The 20347-nt window shown below is 69.5% G+C and carries 20 protein-coding genes; 7 read left to right on the top strand and 13 right to left on the bottom strand.

What is annotated here, in order from left to right:
- The first annotated feature begins 2 nt into the window (after positions 1 to 2).
- The gene (locus W7U_RS23835; protein ID WP_008263541.1) at positions 3 to 1244 is read left to right on the top strand and encodes an SLC13 family permease; all 1242 of its coding nucleotides are present in this window, start codon (positions 3 to 5) and stop codon (positions 1242 to 1244) included.
- Here the strand turns inward: W7U_RS23835 and W7U_RS23830 are convergent.
- The 6 genes from W7U_RS23830 to carD are packed head-to-tail and all read right to left on the bottom strand — an operon-like array spanning position 1241 to position 6238.
- Complete coding sequence (locus W7U_RS23830) at positions 1241 to 2155, bottom strand: glycerophosphodiester phosphodiesterase (RefSeq protein ID WP_008263539.1); 915 nt, start codon at positions 2153 to 2155, stop codon at positions 1241 to 1243. The two genes, W7U_RS23835 and W7U_RS23830, sit on opposite strands and share 4 nt — an antisense overlap.
- Complete coding sequence (gene rlmB, locus W7U_RS23825) at positions 2156 to 3088, bottom strand: 23S rRNA (guanosine(2251)-2'-O)-methyltransferase RlmB (RefSeq protein WP_008263538.1); 933 nt, start codon at positions 3086 to 3088, stop codon at positions 2156 to 2158.
- An 11-nt stretch (positions 3089 to 3099) separates the two neighbouring features.
- A complete protein-coding gene (gene cysS / locus W7U_RS23820) occupies positions 3100 to 4509 on the bottom strand; it encodes a cysteine--tRNA ligase (protein WP_008263537.1) in 1410 nt (469 codons plus the stop codon).
- Between the two features lie 49 nt (positions 4510 to 4558).
- Positions 4559 to 5047, bottom strand: coding sequence for a 2-C-methyl-D-erythritol 2,4-cyclodiphosphate synthase (ispF, locus tag W7U_RS23815; protein ID WP_008263536.1), 489 nt, complete (start codon positions 5045 to 5047; stop codon positions 4559 to 4561).
- Positions 5044 to 5733 carry a 2-C-methyl-D-erythritol 4-phosphate cytidylyltransferase gene (gene ispD, locus W7U_RS23810; protein ID WP_008263535.1) on the bottom strand — a complete coding sequence of 230 codons (690 nt, stop codon included), beginning with the start codon at positions 5731 to 5733 and terminating at the stop codon, positions 5044 to 5046. The genes ispF and ispD overlap by 4 nt, the downstream gene beginning before the upstream one ends.
- A 16-nt stretch (positions 5734 to 5749) precedes the next feature.
- Positions 5750 to 6238 (bottom strand): RNA polymerase-binding transcription factor CarD, encoded by a 489-nt coding sequence (gene carD, locus W7U_RS23805; RefSeq protein ID WP_003419482.1) that lies wholly within the window; start codon positions 6236 to 6238, stop codon positions 5750 to 5752.
- Between the two features lie 278 nt (positions 6239 to 6516).
- On the opposite strand from carD, the gene W7U_RS23800 reads away from it, so the two are divergent.
- The 3 genes from W7U_RS23800 to disA are packed head-to-tail and all read left to right on the top strand — an operon-like array spanning position 6517 to position 9635.
- Positions 6517 to 7074: a hypothetical protein gene (locus W7U_RS23800; RefSeq protein ID WP_008263526.1), complete on the top strand. Its 558-nt coding sequence runs from the start codon at positions 6517 to 6519 to the stop codon at positions 7072 to 7074.
- A gap of 49 nt (positions 7075 to 7123) precedes the next feature.
- Positions 7124 to 8536 (top strand): DNA repair protein RadA, encoded by a 1413-nt coding sequence (gene radA / locus W7U_RS23795; RefSeq protein ID WP_008263524.1) that lies wholly within the window; start codon positions 7124 to 7126, stop codon positions 8534 to 8536.
- Between the two features lie 16 nt (positions 8537 to 8552).
- Positions 8553 to 9635 carry a DNA integrity scanning diadenylate cyclase DisA gene (gene disA, locus W7U_RS23790; RefSeq protein WP_008263522.1) on the top strand — a complete coding sequence of 361 codons (1083 nt, stop codon included), beginning with the start codon at positions 8553 to 8555 and terminating at the stop codon, positions 9633 to 9635.
- A 12-nt stretch (positions 9636 to 9647) separates the two neighbouring features.
- On the opposite strand, the gene W7U_RS23785 is transcribed toward disA, so the two are convergent.
- On the bottom strand, positions 9648 to 10451 hold the full coding sequence (locus tag W7U_RS23785; RefSeq protein ID WP_085976473.1) for a hypothetical protein: 804 nt from the start codon (positions 10449 to 10451) through the stop codon (positions 9648 to 9650).
- Between the two features lie 138 nt (positions 10452 to 10589).
- On the bottom strand, positions 10590 to 11207 hold the full coding sequence (locus W7U_RS23780; RefSeq protein ID WP_008263518.1) for a carbonic anhydrase: 618 nt from the start codon (positions 11205 to 11207) through the stop codon (positions 10590 to 10592).
- On the opposite strand from W7U_RS23780, the gene W7U_RS23775 reads away from it, so the two are divergent.
- The gene (locus W7U_RS23775; RefSeq protein WP_008263517.1) at positions 11206 to 12117 is read left to right on the top strand and encodes an A/G-specific adenine glycosylase; all 912 of its coding nucleotides are present in this window, start codon (positions 11206 to 11208) and stop codon (positions 12115 to 12117) included. The two genes, W7U_RS23780 and W7U_RS23775, sit on opposite strands and share 2 nt — an antisense overlap.
- Before the next feature lie 4 nt (positions 12118 to 12121).
- Here W7U_RS23775 and W7U_RS23770 read toward each other — a convergent pair whose 3' ends face one another.
- Entirely contained in the window at positions 12122 to 12892 is a 771-nt protein-coding gene (locus W7U_RS23770; RefSeq protein ID WP_008263516.1) for an alpha/beta hydrolase, read from the bottom strand.
- 61 nt (positions 12893 to 12953) lie between these two features.
- Between W7U_RS23770 and mhuD the strand changes: the two genes are divergently transcribed.
- Entirely contained in the window at positions 12954 to 13274 is a 321-nt protein-coding gene (mhuD, locus tag W7U_RS23765) for a mycobilin-forming heme oxygenase MhuD (protein ID WP_003875625.1), read from the top strand.
- Complete coding sequence (locus W7U_RS23760; RefSeq protein ID WP_008263511.1) at positions 13249 to 14613, top strand: serine hydrolase; 1365 nt, start codon at positions 13249 to 13251, stop codon at positions 14611 to 14613. Before mhuD ends, W7U_RS23760 begins: the two co-directional genes overlap by 26 nt.
- A 24-nt stretch (positions 14614 to 14637) precedes the next feature.
- On the opposite strand, the gene clpC1 is transcribed toward W7U_RS23760, so the two are convergent.
- From clpC1 to W7U_RS23740, 4 genes are all read right to left on the bottom strand, one after another.
- Positions 14638 to 17181, bottom strand: a complete 2544-nt coding sequence (clpC1, locus tag W7U_RS23755) for an ATP-dependent protease ATP-binding subunit ClpC (protein WP_008263504.1) — start codon at positions 17179 to 17181, stop codon at positions 14638 to 14640.
- Positions 17182 to 17517: 336 nt separating this feature from the next.
- Positions 17518 to 17856, bottom strand: coding sequence for a histone-like nucleoid-structuring protein Lsr2 (gene lsr2, locus W7U_RS23750; protein WP_008263502.1), 339 nt, complete (start codon positions 17854 to 17856; stop codon positions 17518 to 17520).
- Between the two features lie 127 nt (positions 17857 to 17983).
- On the bottom strand, positions 17984 to 19480 hold the full coding sequence (gene lysS, locus W7U_RS23745; protein WP_008263500.1) for a lysine--tRNA ligase: 1497 nt from the start codon (positions 19478 to 19480) through the stop codon (positions 17984 to 17986).
- 50 nt (positions 19481 to 19530) lie between these two features.
- The gene (locus tag W7U_RS23740; RefSeq protein ID WP_008263499.1) at positions 19531 to 20346 is read right to left on the bottom strand and encodes a type III pantothenate kinase; all 816 of its coding nucleotides are present in this window, start codon (positions 20344 to 20346) and stop codon (positions 19531 to 19533) included.
- Position 20347 lies beyond the last annotated feature (1 nt).

The following is a 20347-nucleotide window of genomic DNA, read 5'->3' as shown; positions in this document are numbered from 1 at the left end:
CGTTGGCACTGACCGTCGCGCTGTTGCTGCTCGCCGTCGTCCTGGGGTTCGCCGTCGCGCGCCCACGGGGCTGGCCCGAGGCGCTGGCCGCGATTCCGGCCGCCCTCGTCCTGGTCGGGATCGGGGCGGTCTCGGTCCAGCAGGCGGCCAAGGAGATCGCCGACCTGTCCGAGGTGGTCGCCTTCCTCGGGGCGGTGCTGGTGCTGGCCAAGCTGTGCGACGACGAGGGCCTGTTCGAGGCCGCCGGCGCGGCGATCGCGCGCGGACGCGTCGGGTCGGGCACGCTGCTGCGGCGGGTGTTCGCGATCGCGTCGGGGATCACCGCCGTGCTGAGCCTGGACGCCGCCGTGGTGCTGCTGACCCCGGTGGTGCTCGCCGCCGTGCGGCGGCAGCGCACTCGGGTGCGGCCCTACGCCTACGCCACCGCCCATCTGGCCAACGGCGCCTCGCTGCTGCTTCCGGTGTCCAACCTGACCAACCTGCTGGCCTTCCACACGGCCGACATCTCGTTCACCAAGTTCACGCTGGTGATGGCGCTGCCGTGGCTCGGCGCGGTGGCCACCCTCTACGTGATCTTCCGCTGGTTCTTCGCCAAGGACCTACGGGTGCAGCCGAACCCGGAGCAACGCGGCGCGCCACCACGCCCGCCGGTGTTCGTGTTGGTGGTCGTCGCGCTGACGCTGGCCGGGTTCGCGGTCGCCCAGTCGGTGGGGGTGGCGCCGGCCTGGGTGGCGCTGTGCGGCGCCGCGGTGCTGGCGGCGCGCAGCCTGCGCCGCCGCCACACGTCGGTGTCGGAGATCGTGCGCTCGGCCAACGTGTCCTTCCTGGTATTCGTGCTGGCGCTGGGGGTCGTGGTGCGGGCGGTCATGCTGGGCGGGATGGACCGGGCGATGTCGGCGGTGCTGCCGTCGGGCTCGGGCCTGCCCGCCTTGCTGGCGATCGCCGCGATCGCGGCCGTGCTGGCCAACGTCGTCAACAACCTGCCCGCCACCCTGGTGTTGCTGCCGCTGGTCGCCCCGGCCGGGCCGGTGGCGGTGCTGGCGGTGCTGATCGGGGTCAACATCGGCCCCAACCTGACCTACGTCGGGTCATTGTCAAACCTGTTGTGGCGGCGCGTGCTTCGCCAGCACGACGTCGACGCCGGGGTCGGCGAATACACCCGCCTCGGGGTGTGCACCGTGCCCGCGTCGCTGGCGGTGGCGGTGCTCGCGCTGTGGGCGTCGGCGCGGGCGCTCGGCCTCTAGCCCCGACGGTATGCCGGCGGCAACGGCATGGACAGCTCGGCCAGCACACCCCGCAACGCCGTCGGATAATCGGTGATGATGCCGTCGACCCCGTACCCGATCTGCCGGCGCATGGCGTCGACATCGTCGACCGTCCACGGAATGACCTTGAGCCCCAACGCATGCGCGCGGTCGACGTACGGCTTGCCGGCGACCAGCCGGTAGTCCGGTGAGACGGCGTCGGCGCCGACCGTCAGCGCGCCGATCAGCGGATCGCCGGGAGTCTGCTCGTCATAGAGGGCCACCAACGGGATTGACGGTTCGGCCCGGTGGACCAACGGCAGCGTGCGCCAGTCGAAGCTCTGTATGTCCACCCGCTCGACCTTGCCCGCGGCCCTGACCGCTTCCAGTATCACGTCGACGAACTCCTGCGGCTCGGGTTCATCGGCGTCCACCTTGGTTTCGATGTTGTAGCGCACGGCGTCGGCGCGGTAGGAGTCGGCGAGGGCGAAAACCTGAGGCAGCGTGGCGATCCTGTTGCCCGGCACCACTTCGGCGTTCGGGAAGTCGTCCAGCCGGCGCCCGCAGTCCAGGGTGCGGATCTGGGCCAGCGTGAGATCGTGCACGAGTTTGCCGACGTAGGGGTACTGCGGGTCGCCGGCGAATGCGGGTGCGGTGTCGGCGCATTTCTCGGCCGCGATCGTCGGGTCGTGCCACACCAGCGGTTGGCGGTCCCGGGTGAGCACGACGTCGAGTTCCAGTGTGCTGACCCCCAATTCGAGCGACCTGGCGAAGGCCCGCAACGACTGCTCGGTGGCCTCCCCGCGCCCGCCGCGGTGGGCCTGCAGGTCGAAGTCGGGTGCCTGCGCGGCGGCCGGCGCCGCCACAAGCACCGCCGATGCCAGCAGCGCGGCAACGAGGCGGGCGATCACCTAACCCCTGCGCTGGCGCGAAATTTCGGCGAGCACCACCCCGGCGGCCACCGAGGCGTTCAGCGATTCGGCATTGCCGGCCATCGGGATGGACACGACCTCGTCGCAGTTCTGCCGCACCAGCCGCGACAGCCCCTTGCCTTCCGACCCGACGACGACCACGATCGGGTCGGTGCCGTCGAGGTCGTCGAGCGTGGTGTCGCCGCCGGCGTCCAGCCCGATCACCCGCAGGCCGCGATCCGCCCAATCCGTCAGTGTCCTGGTGAGATTGGTGGCCCGGGCCACCGGGACGCGGGCCGCGGCCCCGGCGCTGGTGCGCCATGCCACCGCCGTCACCGAGGCCGACCGCCGCTGCGGGATGAGCACGCCGTGGCCGCCGAACGCGGCGACCGAACGCACGATGGCGCCCAGGTTGCGGGGGTCGGAGATGTTGTCGAGCGCGACCAGCAGCGCGGGCGGCGAACCGGTCGCCGCCTCCACCAGGTCGTCGGGGTGGGCGTAGTTGTAGGGCGGCACCTGCAACGCGATGCCCTGATGCAGATGGTTGTTGGTCATCCGGTCCAGGTCGGTGCGCGGCACCTCCAGGATCGCGATGCCCAAATCGGCGGCGCGGGAGACGGATTCGGTGAGCCGCTCGTCGGCTTCGCTGCCCAGCGCCACGTAGAGCGCGGTCGCCGGAACGCCGGCGCGCAGGCACTCCAGCACCGGGTTGCGGCCCAGCACCGTCTCGGTCTCGTCGGTCTTACCCCGCGCGGGGCGGCGCGACGGCGACTGGGCGCGCTTGGCGGCGGGGTGGTTGGGGCGCATGTGCGCGGGAGGCGTGGGGCCGCGGCCCTCCAGCCCGCGGCGACGCTGGCCGCCCGAACCGACGGTCGGGCCCTTCTTGGTGCCCGCCTTACGGATTGCGCCGCGGCGTCGCGAATTGCCGGCCATGTGCGTGGCCCCTACTGATCCGGGCCGGCCTGCAGCGACCACTGCGGCCCGTCGGCGGTGTCGGTGACCTCGATGCCGGCGTGCTTGAGCCGGTCCCGGATCTCGTCGGCGAGCGCCCAGTTGCGCTGCTCGCGCGCCTTCTCCCGGTTCTCCAGCTCCGCGTGCACCAGCACGTCGACGGCGGCCAGCGCCGCCGACGTCTCGTCGCGGGTCTCCCAGCGCTCGTCGAGGGGGTCGCAGCCCAGGATGCCCATCATTGCGCGGATCGCCCGGGCGTGGCGCAGCGCGCCGTCGTGATCGCCGGAGTCCAGCGCCCGGTTGCCCTCGGCGCGGGCGGAGTGCACCTCGGCCAGCGCCGCCGGCACCGCCAGGTCGTCGTTGAGCGCGTCGGCGAACTTCGGCGTCCACTGGCCGGGCTCGACGCCGCCGACCCGAACCCGCACCCGGTGCAGGAATTCCTCAACGCCCACATAGGCTTTCACCGCGTCCTGCAGGGCGGTCTCGGAGAATTCCAGCATCGACCGGTAGTGGGCGCTGCCCAGGTAGTAGCGCAACTCGGCGGGCCGGACCCGCTGCAGCAGCGCCGGGATGGCCAGCACGTTGCCCAGCGACTTGCTCATCTTCTCGCCGCCCATCGTCACCCAGCCATTGTGCAGCCAGTAGCGGGCGAAACCGTCGCCGGCGGCGCGGCTCTGGGCGATCTCGTTCTCGTGATGCGGGAAGACCAAATCCATTCCGCCGCAATGGATGTCGAATTCGGCGCCCAGGTAGGTGCGGGCCATCGCCGAGCATTCCAGGTGCCAGCCCGGGCGGCCGCGGCCCCACGGCGTGGGCCAGGACGGCTCGCCGGGCTTGGCGGCCTTCCACAGGGTGAAGTCGCGCTGGTCGCGTTTGCAGGTGGCCGCGCCCTCGCCCTGATGGACGTCGTCGATCTTGTGGCCGGACAGTTGCCCGTACTCCGGGTAGCTGAGCACGTCGAAGTAGACGTCGCCGCCGGCGGCGTACGCGTGGTCGGTTTCGATCAGGCGGTGCATCAACTCGATCATCTGGGTGATGTGGCCGGTGGCCCGCGGCTCGGCCGACGGCGGCAGCACGTCCAGGGCGTCGTAGGCGGCGGAGAAGGCGCGTTCGTAGGTGGCCGCCCACTCCCACCACGGCCTGCCCGCCGCGGCGGCCTTGTTGAGGATCTTGTCGTCGATGTCGGTGACGTTGCGGATGAAGGCGACGTCGCACCCGCGGGCGATCAGCCAGCGGCGCAGGATGTCGAAGGCCACCCCGCTGCGGACGTGGCCGATGTGCGGCAGGCCCTGCACGGTGGCGCCGCAAAGGTAGATGGAGACGTGGCCCTCGCGCAGCGGCACGAAATCACGCACAGCACCGGCTGCCGTGTCGTGTAGCCGCAAGCGGGCGCGATCGGTCACGACGTGCCAGCTTACCGGGTAGTTCCCCGGCGCCCGGCGCTGCGCGGGCTTAGCCCGCGGGGACCACCAGCGCGGTGGCGATGGCAGCCAGCCCCTCACCGCGTCCGGTCAGCCCTAACCCGTCGGTCGTGGTCGCCGACACCGACACCGGCGCTCCCAATAATTCCGACAGCACGCGCTGCGCCTCGGCGCGGCGGGGACCGACCTTCGGCCGGTTCCCGATGACCTGCACGGCGGCGTTGGAGACCCGGAAGCCTGCGCCCGACGCCAGTGCGGCGACGTGGCGCAGCATGTCCGCGCCGCTGATGCCCTCGAAGCGCGGATCGTCTACCCCGAACATGGCGCCCACGTCGCCGAGGCCCGCCGCCGAGAGCACCGCGTCGCACAGCGCGTGCGCCCCCACGTCGCCGTCGGAGTGGCCGGCGCAGCCGTCGGCGTCGGCGAACAGCAGACCCAGCAGCCAGCACGGCCGCCCGGGTTCGATCGGGTGCACGTCGACGCCCAGGCCGACCCTGGGGACGGGAAGGGGCTCGCTCATCGGCGCACGATCGCTTCGGCCAGCAACAAATCGAGCTGAGTGGTGATCTTGAACGCCAGCGGATCGCCGTCGACCACCTGGACCTGCCCGCCGACGTGCTCGACCAGCGACGCGTCATCGGTGAAACCGGCCGCGCCGGCGCCGGCCCGGTAGGCGCGCTGCAGCAGGTCGGTGGCGAACCCCTGGGGCGTCTGCACCGCCCGTAGCCCGTCGCGCTCCGGCGTCCCCAGGACCACCCCGTTGGCGTCCACGGCCTTGATGGTGTCGTGCAGCCGCAACGCGGGCACCACGGCGTCGTGGCCGGCCCGCAGGGCGTCGACCACGCGGGTGATCAGCGTCGGAGGGGTCAGCGCGCGCGCCGCGTCGTGCACCAGCACGTACGCGGCGGCCACGGGGAGGGCGGCCAAGGCCAGGTCGACGGATCGGGTGCGGTCGGGCCCGCCGGCGACGACGGTGGCCCGGCCGGCGAGGACGCGCTTGGCCTCGTCGATCCGGTCGGCGGGCACGGCCACCACGACGTGATCGACCACGCCGGATTCCAGTAGACCCGCGACGGCGCGCTCCAGCAGGGTGCGGCCGGCAATCTCGCAGAATGCCTTGGGGATTCCCGCCGCCAGTCGTTCGCCCGAACCTGCGGCCGGGACGACGGCGATTACGTTGCCCGAGGTGCCCGTCTGTCGGGCCACCGAAGCGTCAGGACCTTCAGGAAGCGGCGGCCAGAACCTCGTCGAGGATGGTCTCCGCCTTGGCGTCGTCGGTGCTCTCCGCCAACGCCAGTTCACCGACGAGGATCTGGCGGGCCTTGGCCAGCATGCGCTTCTCACCGGCCGACAGTCCGCGCTCCTGGTCGCGGCGCCACAGGTCGCGCACCACCTCGGCCACCTTGTTGACGTCGCCGGAGGCAAGCTTTTCGAGATTGGCCTTGTAGCGGCGCGACCAGTTCGTCGGCTCCTCGGTGTGCGGGGCGCGCAGCACCTGGAACACCTTGTCGAGGCCTTCCTGTCCGACGACGTCGCGGACGCCGACGTACTCGGCGTTCTCCGCGGGAACTCGAACGGTCAGGTCTCCCTGCGCCACCTTCAAGACGAGATATTCTTTTTGTTCCCCTTTGATCGTCCGGGTTTCGATCGCCTCGACTAACGCAGCACCGTGATGCGGATAAACAACGGTGTCGCCGACCTTGAAGATCATCTGATTCGAGCCCCTTTCGTTACTTCATCCTAACACGCCCGCCTAACCACGCGCGAAGCAACGATGCAGGTCAGGGGCACAACACGCGCAGATTAGGGGTTGACATGGGGACCAAGTCGTGCAGTGCAGCACATTACCAACGCCCCCGGACCGGGCGGTTGGCGGCCTTTAAAACAGCTCCTGCGCTGGTCTGGCGCCCCGCGCTACCGCGTGCACAGCGTCCCTACTACTGTGCATAGTTGCATTAGTCGAACCGGCCGAGCAGGAGGCTGTAGAGAGTGAACCGCTTCAAGATCCGCCTCGGCCTTCCCGCGATCGCCGTGGCCGGCGTGCTGGCCGTGCTGGCCGCGCTGCTCAGCGGTTGCGGGGCCGGTCAGGTTTCGCAGATGGCGGTGCAGGAGCCCGCCATCAACGGGAACAAGGTCACCTTCAACAACGTGGCGTTGCGCAACATCCACCTCCAGGCCACGCAGACGGGTGACTTCCTGCAGCCCGGCCGGGCGGTCGACCTGGTGCTGGTGGCCGTCAACCAGTCGCCGACCACCCCGGACAGGCTCGTCGGCATCACCAGCGACGTCGGCGCCGTGGCGATCAGCGGCGACACCCGCCTGCCCGCCGGCGGGATGCTGTTCATCGGCACGCCCGAGGGCCAGAAGGTGGCGCCGGGACCGATCGATTCCAGCACCGCGGCCAAGGCGACCGTCACCTTGGCCAAGCCCATCTCGAACGGCCTGACCTACAACTTCACGTTCAACTTCGAGAAGGCCGGGCAGGCCACCGTGCTGGTCCCGATTTCGGCCGGAGTGACCCCGCCGCACCAAAATCACGCGGGGTAACCGCCTGTCGTGACGGGGGCTAGTCGTAGCGGCTCGATACCGTCATCACGTGGCAACCGCGCGCTCGCAATACCGCTGCTCGGAATGCCGGCACGTCACCGCGAAATGGGTCGGCCGCTGCCTCGAGTGCGGCACCTGGGGCACCGTTGACGAGGTCCCGGTGCTCAGTACCGTCGCCGGGCGCCGCGCCGTTCGTGCCGCGGCGTCGCAGGCCGTGCCGATCACGTCCATCGAGCCGGGCGCCAGCCAGCACCGCACGACGGGCGTAGGCGAACTCGACCGGGTGCTCGGCGGCGGCGTGGTGCCCGGTTCGGTCACGCTGCTGGCGGGCGATCCGGGCGTGGGGAAGTCGACGCTGTTGCTCGAGGTCGCCCACCGCTGGGCGGAATCCGGCCGCCGCGCGCTGTACATCTCCGGCGAGGAGTCCGCCGGCCAGATCCGGTTGCGCGCCGACCGCATCGGCTGCGGCGGCGACGAGCTGTACCTGGCCGCCGAATCCGACCTGCACACCGTGCTCGAGCACATCGCCACGGTCAAGCCCGCGCTGGTGATCGTGGACTCGGTGCAAACCATGTCCACCACCGAGGCCGACGGCGTCGCCGGCGGCGTCACGCAGGTGCGGGCGGTGACGTCGGCGCTGACCGCGGCGGCCAAGACCAACGGGGTCGCGCTGATCCTGGTCGGGCACGTCACCAAGGACGGGGCCATCGCCGGGCCGCGTTCCCTCGAGCACCTCGTCGACGTGGTCCTGCACTTCGAGGGTGACCGCAACGGCTCGCTGCGGATGGTCCGGGGCATCAAGAACCGGTTCGGCGCCGCCGACGAGGTCGGGTGTTTCCTGTTGCACGACAACGGGATCGAAGGGGTCGCCGACCCGTCGAACCTGTTCTTGGACCAGCGCCCCGCGCCGGTTCCGGGCACCGCGATCACGGTGACCCTCGACGGCAAACGTCCGCTCATCGGCGAGGTGCAGGCCCTGCTGGCCTCGCCGTCGGGCGGTTCGCCGCGCCGCGCCGTCAGCGGCATCGACCATTCGCGGGCCGCCATGATCACCGCCGTGCTGGAAAAGCACGCCAAGTTGCCCGTCGCCGCCCACGACATCTACCTGTCCACCGTCGGCGGCATGCGGCTGACCGACCCGTCATCGGACCTGGCGGTCGCGGTCGCGCTGGCGTCCGCGCTGGCCGATCTGCCCCTGCCCACCACGGCGGTGATGATCGGGGAGGTGGGCCTGGCCGGCGACCTGCGGCGGGTCAGCGGCATGGAGCGGCGGCTGTCCGAGGCCGCGCGCCAGGGATTCACCGTCGCGCTCATCCCGGACGGCGACGACCCCCGGCGCGATATCGTGCCCCGCGGGATGCGCGCGCTGCGCGCGCCCACCATCGTCGCGGCGCTCCAGCACATGATCGACATCGCCGAGCGCCGGGGCGGCCCCGCAAACCCGTACCGGCTGGACGCGTGACGCGATGGGCCGCAGAATGCACGCTGTGACCCGACCGACGTTGCGTGACACCGTTGCCCGCCTGGCGCCGGGGACCGGGCTGCGTGACGGCCTGGAACGCATCCTGCGCGGCCGCACCGGCGCGCTGATCGTGCTCGGCAACGACGAAAACGTCGAAGCCATCTGCGACGGCGGCTTCGCGCTGGACGTGCGCTACGCGCCGACCCGGCTGCGCGAGCTGGCAAAGATGGACGGCGCCGTGGTGCTGTCCACCGACGGCAGCCGCATCGTGCGCGCCAACGTGCAGTTGGTGCCGGACCCGTCGATCGCCACCGACGAATCGGGGACTCGACACCGGTCGGCGGAGCGGGCGGCGATCCAGACCGGATACCCGGTGATCTCGGTGAGCCACTCGATGAACATCGTGACCGTCTACGTGGGCGGGGAGCGCCACGTGGTCGCCGATTCCGCGACGATCCTGTCGCGGGCCAATCAGGCCATCGCCACCCTGGAGCGGTACAAGATCAGGCTCGACGAGGTCAGCCGGCAGCTGTCGCGGGCCGAGATCGAGGACTTCGTCACCCTGCGCGACGTCCTGACGGTGGTGCAGCGCCTCGAGCTGGTCCGGCGGATCGGCCAGGTGATCGACAACGACGTCGTCGAACTCGGCACCGACGGGCGCCAGCTGCGGCTGCAGCTCGACGAGCTGCTCGGCGGCAACGACATCGCCCGGGAGCTGATCGTGCGGGACTACCACGCCAGCCCGGAGCCGCTGTCCGAAGCGCAGCTGACCGCGACGCTGGACGAGCTGGACGCGCTCTCGGACACCGAGCTGCTCGACTTCACCGCTCTGGCAAAGGTTTTCGGCTACCCGACGACGACGGAGGCGCAGGATTCGGCGGTCAGCCCGCGCGGCTACCGCGCGCTGGCCGGCATCCCCCGGCTGCAGTTCGCCCACGCCGATCTGCTGGTCCGCTCGTTCGGGACGCTGCAGAACGTGTTGGCGGCCAGCGCCAGCGACCTGCAATCGGTCGACGGCATCGGCGCGATGTGGGCGCGCCACGTGCGGGAGGGGCTGTCGCAGCTGGCGGAGTCGACGATCACCGACTCACTGAGCTAATGCTCGTTGAGGTCAGCCGGCCGGGGGCATCGGCGGCGCCTCCGGCTGCGGCACGGCGCCGGGCTGGCCCGGGCCGGGCACCGGGCCCGGCGGCGGCGGGGGCTGGTTCATGATGAACGGCACCGGCATCGAGCGCAGATTGCCCAGCTGGACGACCAGGTTGTAGGTGCCCGGCCCGATCGCCGGCCGCGGCAGCGGGCAGTGCGGCGCCGATCCCATGCCCGTCCACGTCACCGCGGTGGTCACCTGCTCGCCCGGCGTGAAGGTCTTGATCAGCGTCTCGTTGGACGGCGCGCAGTCCAGGTTCGACCACAGCCGCTTGTTGTCCAGCGAGTAGACGTAGGCCGCCAGCACCGCGGCCCCGACGTCGCGCTTGCACGCGACCAGCCCGATGTTGGTGACGACCATGGTGAACTTCGGCTGGTCACCGATGAAGTACTGGGGAGCGTTGGTCAGGCCCTTGACCGCCAGCGTCGAGTCGGGGCAGTCGTCACCCTCCTTCAGCACCGGCGGCGGCTGCACCGCGGCGGTGGGGGTGGGCGTCTCGGGGTTCTGGCCCTGCGCCGGCGGCGCCCCGGGGGCGGGGCTTTCGGGCCCCGCCGGTGGCGGCGCCTGGGGCGCGGGCGATCCCGGCTTGCTCTGCGCTGAGTTCGGCTTGTCGGCGGTGGTGGGCTTGGCTCCCGAGCTGTGCCCCATGAACGCGATGACGGTGGCGGCCACGATCCCGATCACGACGACCGCGATGCCCACGGCCAGGCCTCTGCGCCGCCAATAGATCTCGGTGGGTAGCGGGCCACGCGGTTCCAGATCGAGCACGTTCGCAGCGTAGGCCCAGGTCACGCCGATTCGGTTGACCCGCCTCGGCGTGTCGCTAGGTTTGCCGGCCAATCGCCGTGTTAGTGGCGGCCGACCGCGCGGCCCATTCGCCCGCGATCGGCCCCGCTATTCGGCCCGCTATTCGCCGATGTCGCCGACGTGGTCACACAACGCCGCGCGCCCGTCGGCAAGGTGGTAGGTGACACCGGCCACCGCGACCGTGCCGTCGGCGATCCGCTCGGCGATCGCCGTGGACCGCGACACCAGCTGCGCCACGGTTTCGCGTACGTGTCGCTCCACGAACTCCTCGACGCGGTTCAGGCCGTCACGGCGGCCCATCAGGATCGACGGCGCGACCCGCTCCACCACGTCGCGCACGAAACCGCCCGGGATGGATCCCTCTTCGATCGCGCCCAGGGCGGCCTTGATCGCGCCGCAGCTGTCGTGACCCAGGACGACGATGAGGGGCACGTTGAGCACGCTCACCGCGAACTCGATGGAACCCAGGACCGCGGTGTCGATGGCCTGCCCGGCGGTGCGCACCACGAACATGTCGCCCAGGCCCTGGTCGAAGATGAGCTCGGCGGCGACCCGGCTGTCCGAGCAGCCGAACACGACCGCGGTGGGACTCTGCCCGGCGGCCAGGCTGGCTCGATGCTCAACACTTTGGCTGGGATGCTGCGGCTTACCGGCGACGAATCGCTCGTTACCCTCTTTGAGTGACTTCCACGCTGTTACCGGACTGGTGTTAGGCATGGCTGCCATCATGCCGGAACAAGCAACGCCGGGTCCGGCATACATATCAGTTACCAATCTTTTGGCCTGGTACGAGACCTCACGCCGCGACCTGCCCTGGCGCGAACCCGGGGTGAGCGCCTGGCAGATCCTGGTCAGCGAGTTCATGTTGCAGCAGACGCCGGTGGCCCGGGTGTTGCCGATCTGGTCGGATTGGGTGCGGCGCTGGCCGACCCCGTCGGCGACGGCCGCGGCCAGCGCCGCGGACGTGTTGCGCGCCTGGGGCAAGCTCGGTTATCCGCGGCGGGCCAAGCGATTACACGAGTGCGCCACCGTGATCGCGCGCGATCACGACGACGTCGTCCCCGATGACGTCGATACCCTGCTGACGCTGCCCGGCGTCGGCAGCTACACCGCGCGCGCCGTCGCCTGCTTCGCCTATCGCCGGCGGGTGCCGGTGGTCGACACCAACGTGCGCCGGGTGGTGGCGCGCGTCGTGCACGGCCTGGCCGACGCGGGCGCGCCGTCCGCGACCCGCGACCACGGCGACGTGTCGGCTCTGCTACCCGACGACGCGACCGCACCGCAGTTCTCGGTCGCGCTGATGGAGCTGGGAGCGACGGTGTGCACCGCGCGCACCCCGCGATGCGGGCTGTGCCCGCTGGGCCAATGCGCCTGGCGGCGCGCGGGTTATCCCGCCGCGCAAGGACCGCCGCGACGCGTCCAGACCTATGCCGGCACCGACCGCCAGGTTCGCGGCCGCCTGCTGGATGTGTTGCGCGCCAAGGATTCCCCGGCCAGTCGGGCCGAGCTGGACGTGGCGTGGCTGACCGACACCGCGCAGCGCGACCGGGCGCTGTATTCGCTGCTCGCCGACGGCCTGGTGACACAGACCCGCGACGGCCGGTTCGCGTTGGCCGGCGAGGGGTAGCGGATCAGGCCCGCGGATGCGGCGCGGCCAGGAAAGCCTGCACCGCTTCGCGGTATTGGCCGGGCGCTTCGTCGTGGATCAGGTGACCCGCTTGCGGAACACGCAAATACGTTGCGGCATCGCCGCTTTCGGCCATCTGCCGCATCTGGCCCGGCGGGGTGACCGAGTTGCCGGCCTCGATGAGCAGCGACGGGGCGCGCACCGCCCGCCACTGCGCCCAGTAGTCGCGGGTGCCCCACTCCGCGGCGATCTCGATCCATCGTGAGGTGTGACCGTGCAGCCGCCACCCGGTTTCGGTGCGGTCGAACGCCTCCAGGAAATACTGCCCGGCGACGGGCCCGAATTCGGCGAATACCTGCTCCGCGGAATCGAATTCGACCGGAAGCGCGTGCAGCCAAGGCTCCCACGGGCCGGTGGTGCGGCCGCGGAAGTCTGGAGCCATGTCCTCGAGCACCAGCGCGGAAACCAGTTCGGGGCGCTGCGCGGCCAGGCACCACGCGTGCAGGGCACCCATCGAATGCCCGACGATCCTGACCCGCGCGCCCAACTCGCCCACCGCGTCACCCAGGTCGGCCACGAACCGCTCGGTGCTGATCGGGTGCGGATCGTCGACGTCGCGTCCCCGATGCCATGGCGCGTCGTAGCTGTAGACGGTGCCCAAGCGGGTCAGCCACGGCAGTTGACGCGTCCACGTGGTCCCGCGCCCCATCAGGCCGTGCACCAGCACCAACGGCTCGCCGCGTCCCCCGTGACGCGTCAACAAATCGCCGGGCATGTCACCATCTTGCGTGGACCGCCCTAGTTGAACGGCGCGGGGGGCGGGGTAGCCTAGCGGCATGCCGCCTGTGGTGAAGATCAACGCAATCGAAGTTCCCGCCGACGCCGGCCCCGAACTGGAGAAGCGGTTCGCCCACCGCGCGCACGCGGTGGAGAATCAGCCCGGTTTCCTCGGCTTCCAGTTGCTGCGCCCGGTCCAGGGCGAGGACCGCTACTTCGTGGTGACGCACTGGGAGTCCGACGAGGCGTTCCAGGCGTGGGCGAAGGGTCCGGCCATCGAGGCCCACGCCGGCCATCGGGCCAACCCGGTGGCGACCGGGGCGTCCCTGCTGGAATTCGAGGTTGTGCTGGACGTTGCCGCAAACAAGCAGGCTGGCTAGCGGGCGGTCGGCCTGGCGCCGCGCGCTGGCGCTGAGCGCCGCCACCACACTGATCGTCACCTCGGCGCCCGGCTGCGCCCCCTCCCCCTCACCGCAGGCGAACGCGGCAAATTCGGGACGGCAGATCGACACCCGGACCCCGCCCGGCATTCGGGCCCAGCAGACGTTGGACATGCTCAACTCGGACTGGCCCATCGGGCCGGTCGGGGTCGGCACGCTGGCCGCCGCCGACAAGGTCGAGTCGGTGCAGACCACCATGGAGGCGCTGTGGTGGGATCGCCCGTTCGCCCTCGACGGCGTCGACATCGGTGCGAGCGTGGCCACCCTGCACCTGACGTCGTCCTACGGTGCCCGCCAAGACATCCGGATCCACACCGACGACGGCGGGTGGGTGGACCGGTTCGACCTGGACACGCGGGCGCCGACGGTCAAGTCGTGGCAGGACATCGACGCGGTGCTGAGCAAGACCGGCGCGCGCTACTCCTATCAGGTCGCCAAGGTCGACGACGGCCACTGCAACCCGGTGGCGGGCACCAACGCCCGCGAATCCCTGCCGCTGGCATCGATTTTCAAGCTGTACGTGTTGCATGCCCTGGCCAGCGCCATCAAGAACGGCACGGTGTCCTGGGATGACCAACTGACCGTCACCGACAAGAGCCGGGCCGTCGGCTCGTCGGGTTTGGCGCTGCCCGCCGGGGCCCACGTCTCGGTTCGCAAGGCCGCCGAGAAGATGATCGCCACCAGCGACAATATGGCCACCGATCTGCTGATCGGAAAGTTGGGCACGCAGGCCATCTCCGAAGCGCTCGCCACGGCCGGCCATCACGACCCGGCCAGCATGACGCCCTTCCCCACCATGTACGAGCTTTTCTCGGTCGGCTGGGGCAGACCCGACCTGCGCGGCCAATGGGAGCACGGGTCCCCCCAGGTGCGGGCCCAACTGCTTCAGCAGGCGAATTCCACGCCGTACGACCCGGATCCGATGCGCGCCCACTCACCCGCGTCCTCGTACGGCGCGGAGTGGTACGGCAACGCCGAGGACATCTGCCGGGTCCACGCGGCGCTGCAGGCCGACGCCGTCGGCGAGGCCGCGCCGGTGCGCGAAATCCTCTCCGCGGTGGCGGGTATCCAGCTGGACCGCAACGTGTGGCCCTACATCGGCGCGAAAGCCGGTGGCCTGCCGGGTGATTTGACGTTCAGCTGGTATGCCGTCGACAAGACGCGGCAGCCCTGGGTGGTCAGCTTCCAGCTGACCTGGCCGCGCGACCACGGGCCGACCGTGACCGGCTGGATGCTGCAGGTCGCCAAGCAGGCCTTCGCGTTGATCGCGCCGCGATAGCGCCGGCGCCGCGAGAACCGCTCGCTACTGCGGGTCCGGCCCCTGCGGCGCGGCGTGCGCCCCGGCCTTGGCCAGGTCCGGCTCGGCCGGCGGCTTGCGGGTGCCGGTGAAGGTGAACTTCGCGTCCTCGCCGGCGCTCTCGCCGTCCCAGTTGTCGACGTCGACCGTGACAACCTGGCCGGGACCGACCTCCTCGAAGAGGATCTTCTCCGAGAGCTGGTCCTCGATCTCGCGCTGGATGGTGCGCCGCAGCGGACGGGCACCCAGCACGGGGTCGAAGCCGCGCTTGGCCAGCAATGCCTTGGCCTTGTCGGTCAGCTCCATCGCCATGTCCTTGCTCTTGAGCTGGTTGCCGACGCGCTGGATCATCAGATCGACCATCCGGATGATCTCGTCGCGGGTCAGCTGGTGGAAGACGATGATGTCGTCGATGCGGTTGAGGAACTCCGGGCGGAAGTGCTTCTTCAGCTCGTCGTTGACCTTCTGCTTCATCCGCTCGTAGTTGTTCTCACCGCCACCCTGGGTGAAGCCCAGGCCGACCGGCTTGGAGATGTCGGACGTGCCGAGGTTCGAGGTGAAGATCAGCACGGTGTTCTTGAAGTCCACCGTGCGTCCCTGACCGTCGGTGAGCCGACCGTCCTCGAGGACCTGCAGCAGGCTGTTGTAGATCTCCTGGTGCGCCTTCTCGATCTCGTCGAACAGCACCACGGAGAACGGCTTGCGGCGCACCTTCTCGGTGAGCTGGCCGCCCTCCTCGTAGCCGACGTATCCCGGCGGGGCGCCGAACAACCGCGACGCGGTGAACCGGTCGTGGAACTCGCCCATGTCGATCTGGATGAGCGCGTCGTCGTCGCCGAACAGGAAGTTCGCCAGCGCCTTGGACAGCTCGGTCTTACCGACACCGGACGGGCCGGCGAAGATGAACGAACCCGACGGGCGCTTGGGGTCTTTCAGCCCGGCGCGGGTGCGGCGGATCGCCTTGGAGACGGCCTTGACGGCGTCCTCCTGGCCGATGATCCGCTTGTGCAGCTCGTCCTCCATGCGCAGCAACCGCGTGGTCTCGGCCTCGGTGAGCTTGAACACCGGGATGCCCGTCCAGTTGCCCAGCACCTCGGCGATCTGCTCGTCGTCGACCTCGGCGACCACGTCGAGATCGCCGGAGCGCCACTGCTTTTCGCGCTCGGCGCGCTGGGCCACCAGCTGCTTCTCCCGATCCCGCAGGCTGGCCGCCTTCTCGAAGTCCTGGGCGTCGATCGCCGATTCCTTCTCCCGGCGCGCGTCGGCGATCTTCTCGTCGAACTCGCGCAGGTCTGGCGGCGCGGTCATCCGGCGGATCCGCATCCGGGCGCCCGCCTCGTCGATCAGGTCGATCGCCTTGTCCGGCAGGAACCGGTCGTTGATGTAGCGGTCGGCCAGGGTGGCCGCCGCGACCAGCGCCGGGTCGGTGATCGAGACCCGGTGGTGCGCCTCGTAGCGGTCGCGCAGGCCCTTGAGGATCTCGATGGTGTGCTCCACCGTCGGCTCCCCGACCTGCACCGGCTGGAAGCGGCGCTCCAGGGCGGCGTCCTTCTCGATGTACTTGCGGTACTCGTCGAGCGTGGTGGCGCCGATCGTCTGCAGCTCGCCGCGGGCCAGCTTGGGCTTGAGGATCGACGCGGCGTCGATCGCGCCCTCGGCGGCGCCCGCACCCACCAGGGTGTGCAGCTCGTCGATGAACAGGATGATGTCGCCGCGGGTGTTGATCTCCTTGAGCACCTTCTTGAGGCGTTCCTCGAAGTCACCGCGGTAGCGCGAGCCCGCGACCAGCGAGCCCAGGTCCAGCGTGTAGAGCTGCTTGTCCTTGAGTGTCTCCGGGACCTCGCCGTGCACGATGGCCTGCGCCAGGCCCTCGACGACGGCCGTCTTGCCGACGCCGGGCTCGCCGATCAGCACCGGGTTGTTCTTGGTGCGCCGGCTCAGCACCTGCATCACCCGCTCGATTTCCTTCTCGCGGCCGATGACCGGGTCCAGCTTGCCTTCCATCGCGGCGGCCGTCAGGTTGCGGCCGAACTGGTCGAGCACCAACGACGTCGAGGGGCTGCCGGACTCGCCACCGCGGCCACCGGTGCCCGCCTCGGCGGCCTCCTTGCCCTGGTAGCCACTCAGCAGCTGGATGACCTGCTGGCGCACCCGGGTCAGCTCCGCGCCCAGCTTCACCAGCACCTGCGCGGCCACGCCCTCACCCTCACGGATCAGGCCCAGCAGGATGTGCTCGGTGCCGATGTAGTTGTGGCCGAGCTGCAGCGCCTCGCGCAGGCTCAGCTCGAGAACCTTCTTGGCGCGCGGGGTGAACGGGATGTGGCCCGACGGCGCCTGCTGGCCCTGGCCGATGATCTCCTCGACCTGGCTGCGAACGCCCTCGAGCGAGATGCCCAGCGACTCCAGCGACTTCGCCGCGACGCCTTCGCCCTCGTGAATCAAACCCAGCAGGATGTGCTCGGTGCCGATGTAGTTGTGGTTGAGCATCCGGGCCTCTTCTTGCGCCAGGACGACGACCCTGCGGGCACGGTCGGTAAATCTTTCAAACATCGGGTTACCTGCTCTCCCTCAACATCGGTACAAACTAGTTAGCGGCCCTTCGAACAACCCTGCCGGTCCCCTGTGGCCGGAATCGCGTACCTGCCATCCACTGTAATGGTCGGCTTGCCGGCGGACCTAACCTTGTGCGGCCTCGTTCGCTGTCGACGCAACTCGGTCGTTCCGGCCCTGATCTCACTTGCGACTGCCTGGGGCTTTACCCGCCGTATCCCAAGAAACGTTGCAATGTCCCAATTCGTTTCCCGGGACGCCCGACCATCGTTTCGCGCCGAGCGAAATGACAAACCGGCGCCCGGGCTTGGGGCCCGGGCGCCGGTTTGAAGACTGTCAGGTTGCGGCGTGGAACGCGTCGATGACGTCGGCCGGGATGCGGCCGCGCGTCGACACGTTGTGCCCGTTCCGGCGAGCCCATTCGCGGATCGCCGCGCTCTGCTCACGGTCGATGGCGCCGCGCCCGCGTCCCGAGCCGGACCGCCCCCGCCGGCGGCCGCCGACGCGGCGACCGGCTTCCACCCACTGCTTCAGATCCCCGCGAAGTTTCGCGGCATTCTTGGACGAAAGATCAATCTCATAGGTCACCCCGTCAAGCCCGAATTCGACCGTTTCGTCGGCTGCGCCGGCACCGTCGAAATCATCGACCAAGGTGACGGTCACTTTTTTTGCCATTGGCTCACCCTCGCATTTCGTCCTGAGCAGTTGCTGAGCAGATTGGATCGACCTCCCCGGTCACCAATCTGCCATAACAACGCAGCATACTCAATCTGTACGGGCGTTGCAGGGTTGAGCTTTTCGACTACGAGTGTGGCCGAACAATGGGGAACAAAACTGTCTCCCGAATTGACAGTCCGGTCAATGTCATCAACAACCGGTCGATACCCATTCCCGTTCCGGTACATGGCGGCATCGCATACTCGAGTGCGGCAAGAAAATCCTCGTCGAGCACCATGGCCTCGTCGTCGCCGGCGGCCGCCGCGCGCGCTTGGGCGGCGAACCTCTCCCGCTGCACGACCGGGTCGTTCAATTCCGAGTAACCGGTGGCCAGCTCGACCCCGCGCACATACAGGTCCCACTTCTCGGTGACGCCGGCGATGCTGCGGTGCTGGCGCGTCAAAGGTGTTGTCTCGACCGGGAAGTCCCGCACGAACGTGGGTGCGACGAGCGCGTTGCCCACCGTGTGCTCCCACAGCTCCTCGACGATCTTTCCGTGTCCGTAACCACGGTCGCGCGGGATCTCGACGCCGAGGCGATCGGCGATGCCGAGCAGCTTTTCCACCGTCGCCTCCGGCGTGATCTCTTCACCGAGCGCCGACGACAACGACGGGTACATTTCGATCGAAGCCCATTCTCCGTCTATGTCGTAGACACTGCCGTCGGGCAGCGGTAGTTGTCGGGTTCCGATCGCCTCGTCGGCGACCTCTTGAATAAGCTCGCGCGTCACAACCGCCGAATCGTCATACGTTCCGTACGCCTGGTAGGTCTCGAGCATGGAGAATTCGGGAGAATGCGTGGAATCCGCACCTTCGTTTCGAAACACGCGATTTAGTTCGAAAACTCTGTCGAAACCGCCGACCACGCACCGCTTGAGGAACAGTTCCGGTGCGATCCTCAAGTAGAGATCGATGTCCAGCGCATTGGAATGTGTGATGAAGGGCCGCGCGGCCGCGCCGCCGGCGAGCGTCTGCAACATCGGGGTTTCGACTTCGAGAAAGCCGCGGCGCTCCAATGCGTTGCGGATGGCGCGGATGACCGCGATCCGCTGCCGGGCGACCGTGCGCGCCTGCGGGCGGACGATCAGGTCGACGTAGCGCTGCCGCACCCGCGCCTCTTCACTCATCTCCTTGTGCGCGACCGGTAGCGGACGCAACGACTTCGACGCCATCCGCCACGAATCGGCCAGCACGGACAATTCGCCGCGCCGTGAGCTGATCACGTTGCCGTGCACGTAGACGATGTCGCCCAGGTCGACGTCGGCCTTCCACGCGTCGAGGGATTCGCGGCCCACCTTGTCGAGGCTGACCATCACCTGCAGCGTGGTGCCGTCGCCCTCCTGCAGCGTGGCGAAGCAGAGCTTTCCCGAGTTGCGGGCGAAGATCACCCGGCCGGCGACGCCGACGACGTCGTCGGTCGCGGTGTCGACCGGCAGGTCGGGGTGGGCGGCGCGGACCTGCGCCAACGTGTGGGTGCGTTCGACGGCGACCGGGTAGGGGTCGCGCCCCTCGGCGAGCAGCCGAGCGCGCTTGTCCCGGCGGATCCGGTACTGCTCGGGAATATCTGGCTCGTCGGCACTCACGACGTGCCAGCTTAAATCAACTCTCGTGGTGCCCTTGACCGGCGGGCGCCCTAGCGGGCGGTCTTCAGCCGGCCGCGCTGGGCGTCGCGGTTGCGTTCGAAGACCAGCCGCAGGCCGTGCAGGGTCAGGTGCTGTTCGTAATGGCTGACGGTCTGCAGCTCGGGCAGCAGCAGGGGCGCGGTGTGTCCGGTGGCCACGATGGCGACGTCGTCACCGGCAAAGCCGTCCACGTCGTCACGGATGCGTCCGACCAGGCCGTCGACCAGACCGGCGAACCCGAACACCGCACCGGCCTGCATGCACTCGACCGTGTTCTTGCCGATCACCGAACGGGGCCGGGTCAGCTCGACGCGGCGCAGCGCGGCCGAGCGGGCCGCCGCGGCATCGGAGGAAACCTGCAGCCCGGGCGCGATCGCGCCGCCGAGGAATTCGCCCTTGGCCGACACGACGTCCACGCAGATCGAGGACCCGAAGTCGATGACGATGGCGGCCTGACCGAACTTGTGAAAGGCCGCCAGGCAGTTGACGATTCGGTCGGCGCCCACCTCTTTGGGGTTGTCCACCAGCAGCGGGATGCCGGTGCGCACCCCGGGCTCGATCAGCACGTGGGGCACCGACGGCCAGTACTGGTCGAGCATGAGCCGCACCTCGTGCAGCACCGAGGGGACGGTCGACAGCGCGGCGGCGCCGGTGAGCCGCTCGGAGTCGTCGCCGATCAATCCGTCGATGGTCAGCGCCAATTCATCCGCGGTGATCTCCGATTCGGTGCGGATCCGCCACTGCTGCACGACGTTTGCGTGCTCCTTGGCGCCCGATATGAGCCCGACGACGGTGTGGGTGTTACGGACGTCGATCGCCAGCAGCACG

The organism is Mycobacterium sp. H4Y (assembly GCF_000364405.1).
Classification (GTDB): Bacteria; Actinomycetota; Actinomycetes; order Mycobacteriales; family Mycobacteriaceae; genus Mycobacterium; species Mycobacterium intracellulare.
Note: the sequence above shows the minus strand (reverse complement) of the source record. Positions and strands in the feature narration are given on the sequence as shown.

What these genes read in the sequence shown, in the direction of transcription:
- rlmB (WP_008263538.1), bottom strand. Translation starts at nt 3,088, where the DNA reads ATGGCCGGCAATTCGCGACGCCGCGGCGCAATCCGTAAGGCGGGCACC.
- ispF (WP_008263536.1), bottom strand. Translation starts at nt 5,047, where the DNA reads ATGAGCGAGCCCCTTCCCGTCCCCAGGGTCGGCCTGGGCGTCGACGTG.
- carD (WP_003419482.1), bottom strand. Translation starts at nt 6,238, where the DNA reads ATGATCTTCAAGGTCGGCGACACCGTTGTTTATCCGCATCACGGTGCT.
- disA (WP_008263522.1), top strand. Translation starts at nt 8,553, where the DNA reads ATGCACGCTGTGACCCGACCGACGTTGCGTGACACCGTTGCCCGCCTG.
- W7U_RS23775 (WP_008263517.1), top strand. Translation starts at nt 11,206, where the DNA reads ATGGCTGCCATCATGCCGGAACAAGCAACGCCGGGTCCGGCATACATA.
- W7U_RS23780 (WP_008263518.1), bottom strand. Translation starts at nt 11,207, where the DNA reads ATGCCTAACACCAGTCCGGTAACAGCGTGGAAGTCACTCAAAGAGGGT.
- W7U_RS23770 (WP_008263516.1), bottom strand. Translation starts at nt 12,892, where the DNA reads ATGCCCGGCGATTTGTTGACGCGTCACGGGGGACGCGGCGAGCCGTTG.
- mhuD (WP_003875625.1), top strand. Translation starts at nt 12,954, where the DNA reads ATGCCGCCTGTGGTGAAGATCAACGCAATCGAAGTTCCCGCCGACGCC.
- clpC1 (WP_008263504.1), bottom strand. Translation starts at nt 17,181, where the DNA reads ATGTTTGAAAGATTTACCGACCGTGCCCGCAGGGTCGTCGTCCTGGCG.
- lsr2 (WP_008263502.1), bottom strand. Translation starts at nt 17,856, where the DNA reads ATGGCAAAAAAAGTGACCGTCACCTTGGTCGATGATTTCGACGGTGCC.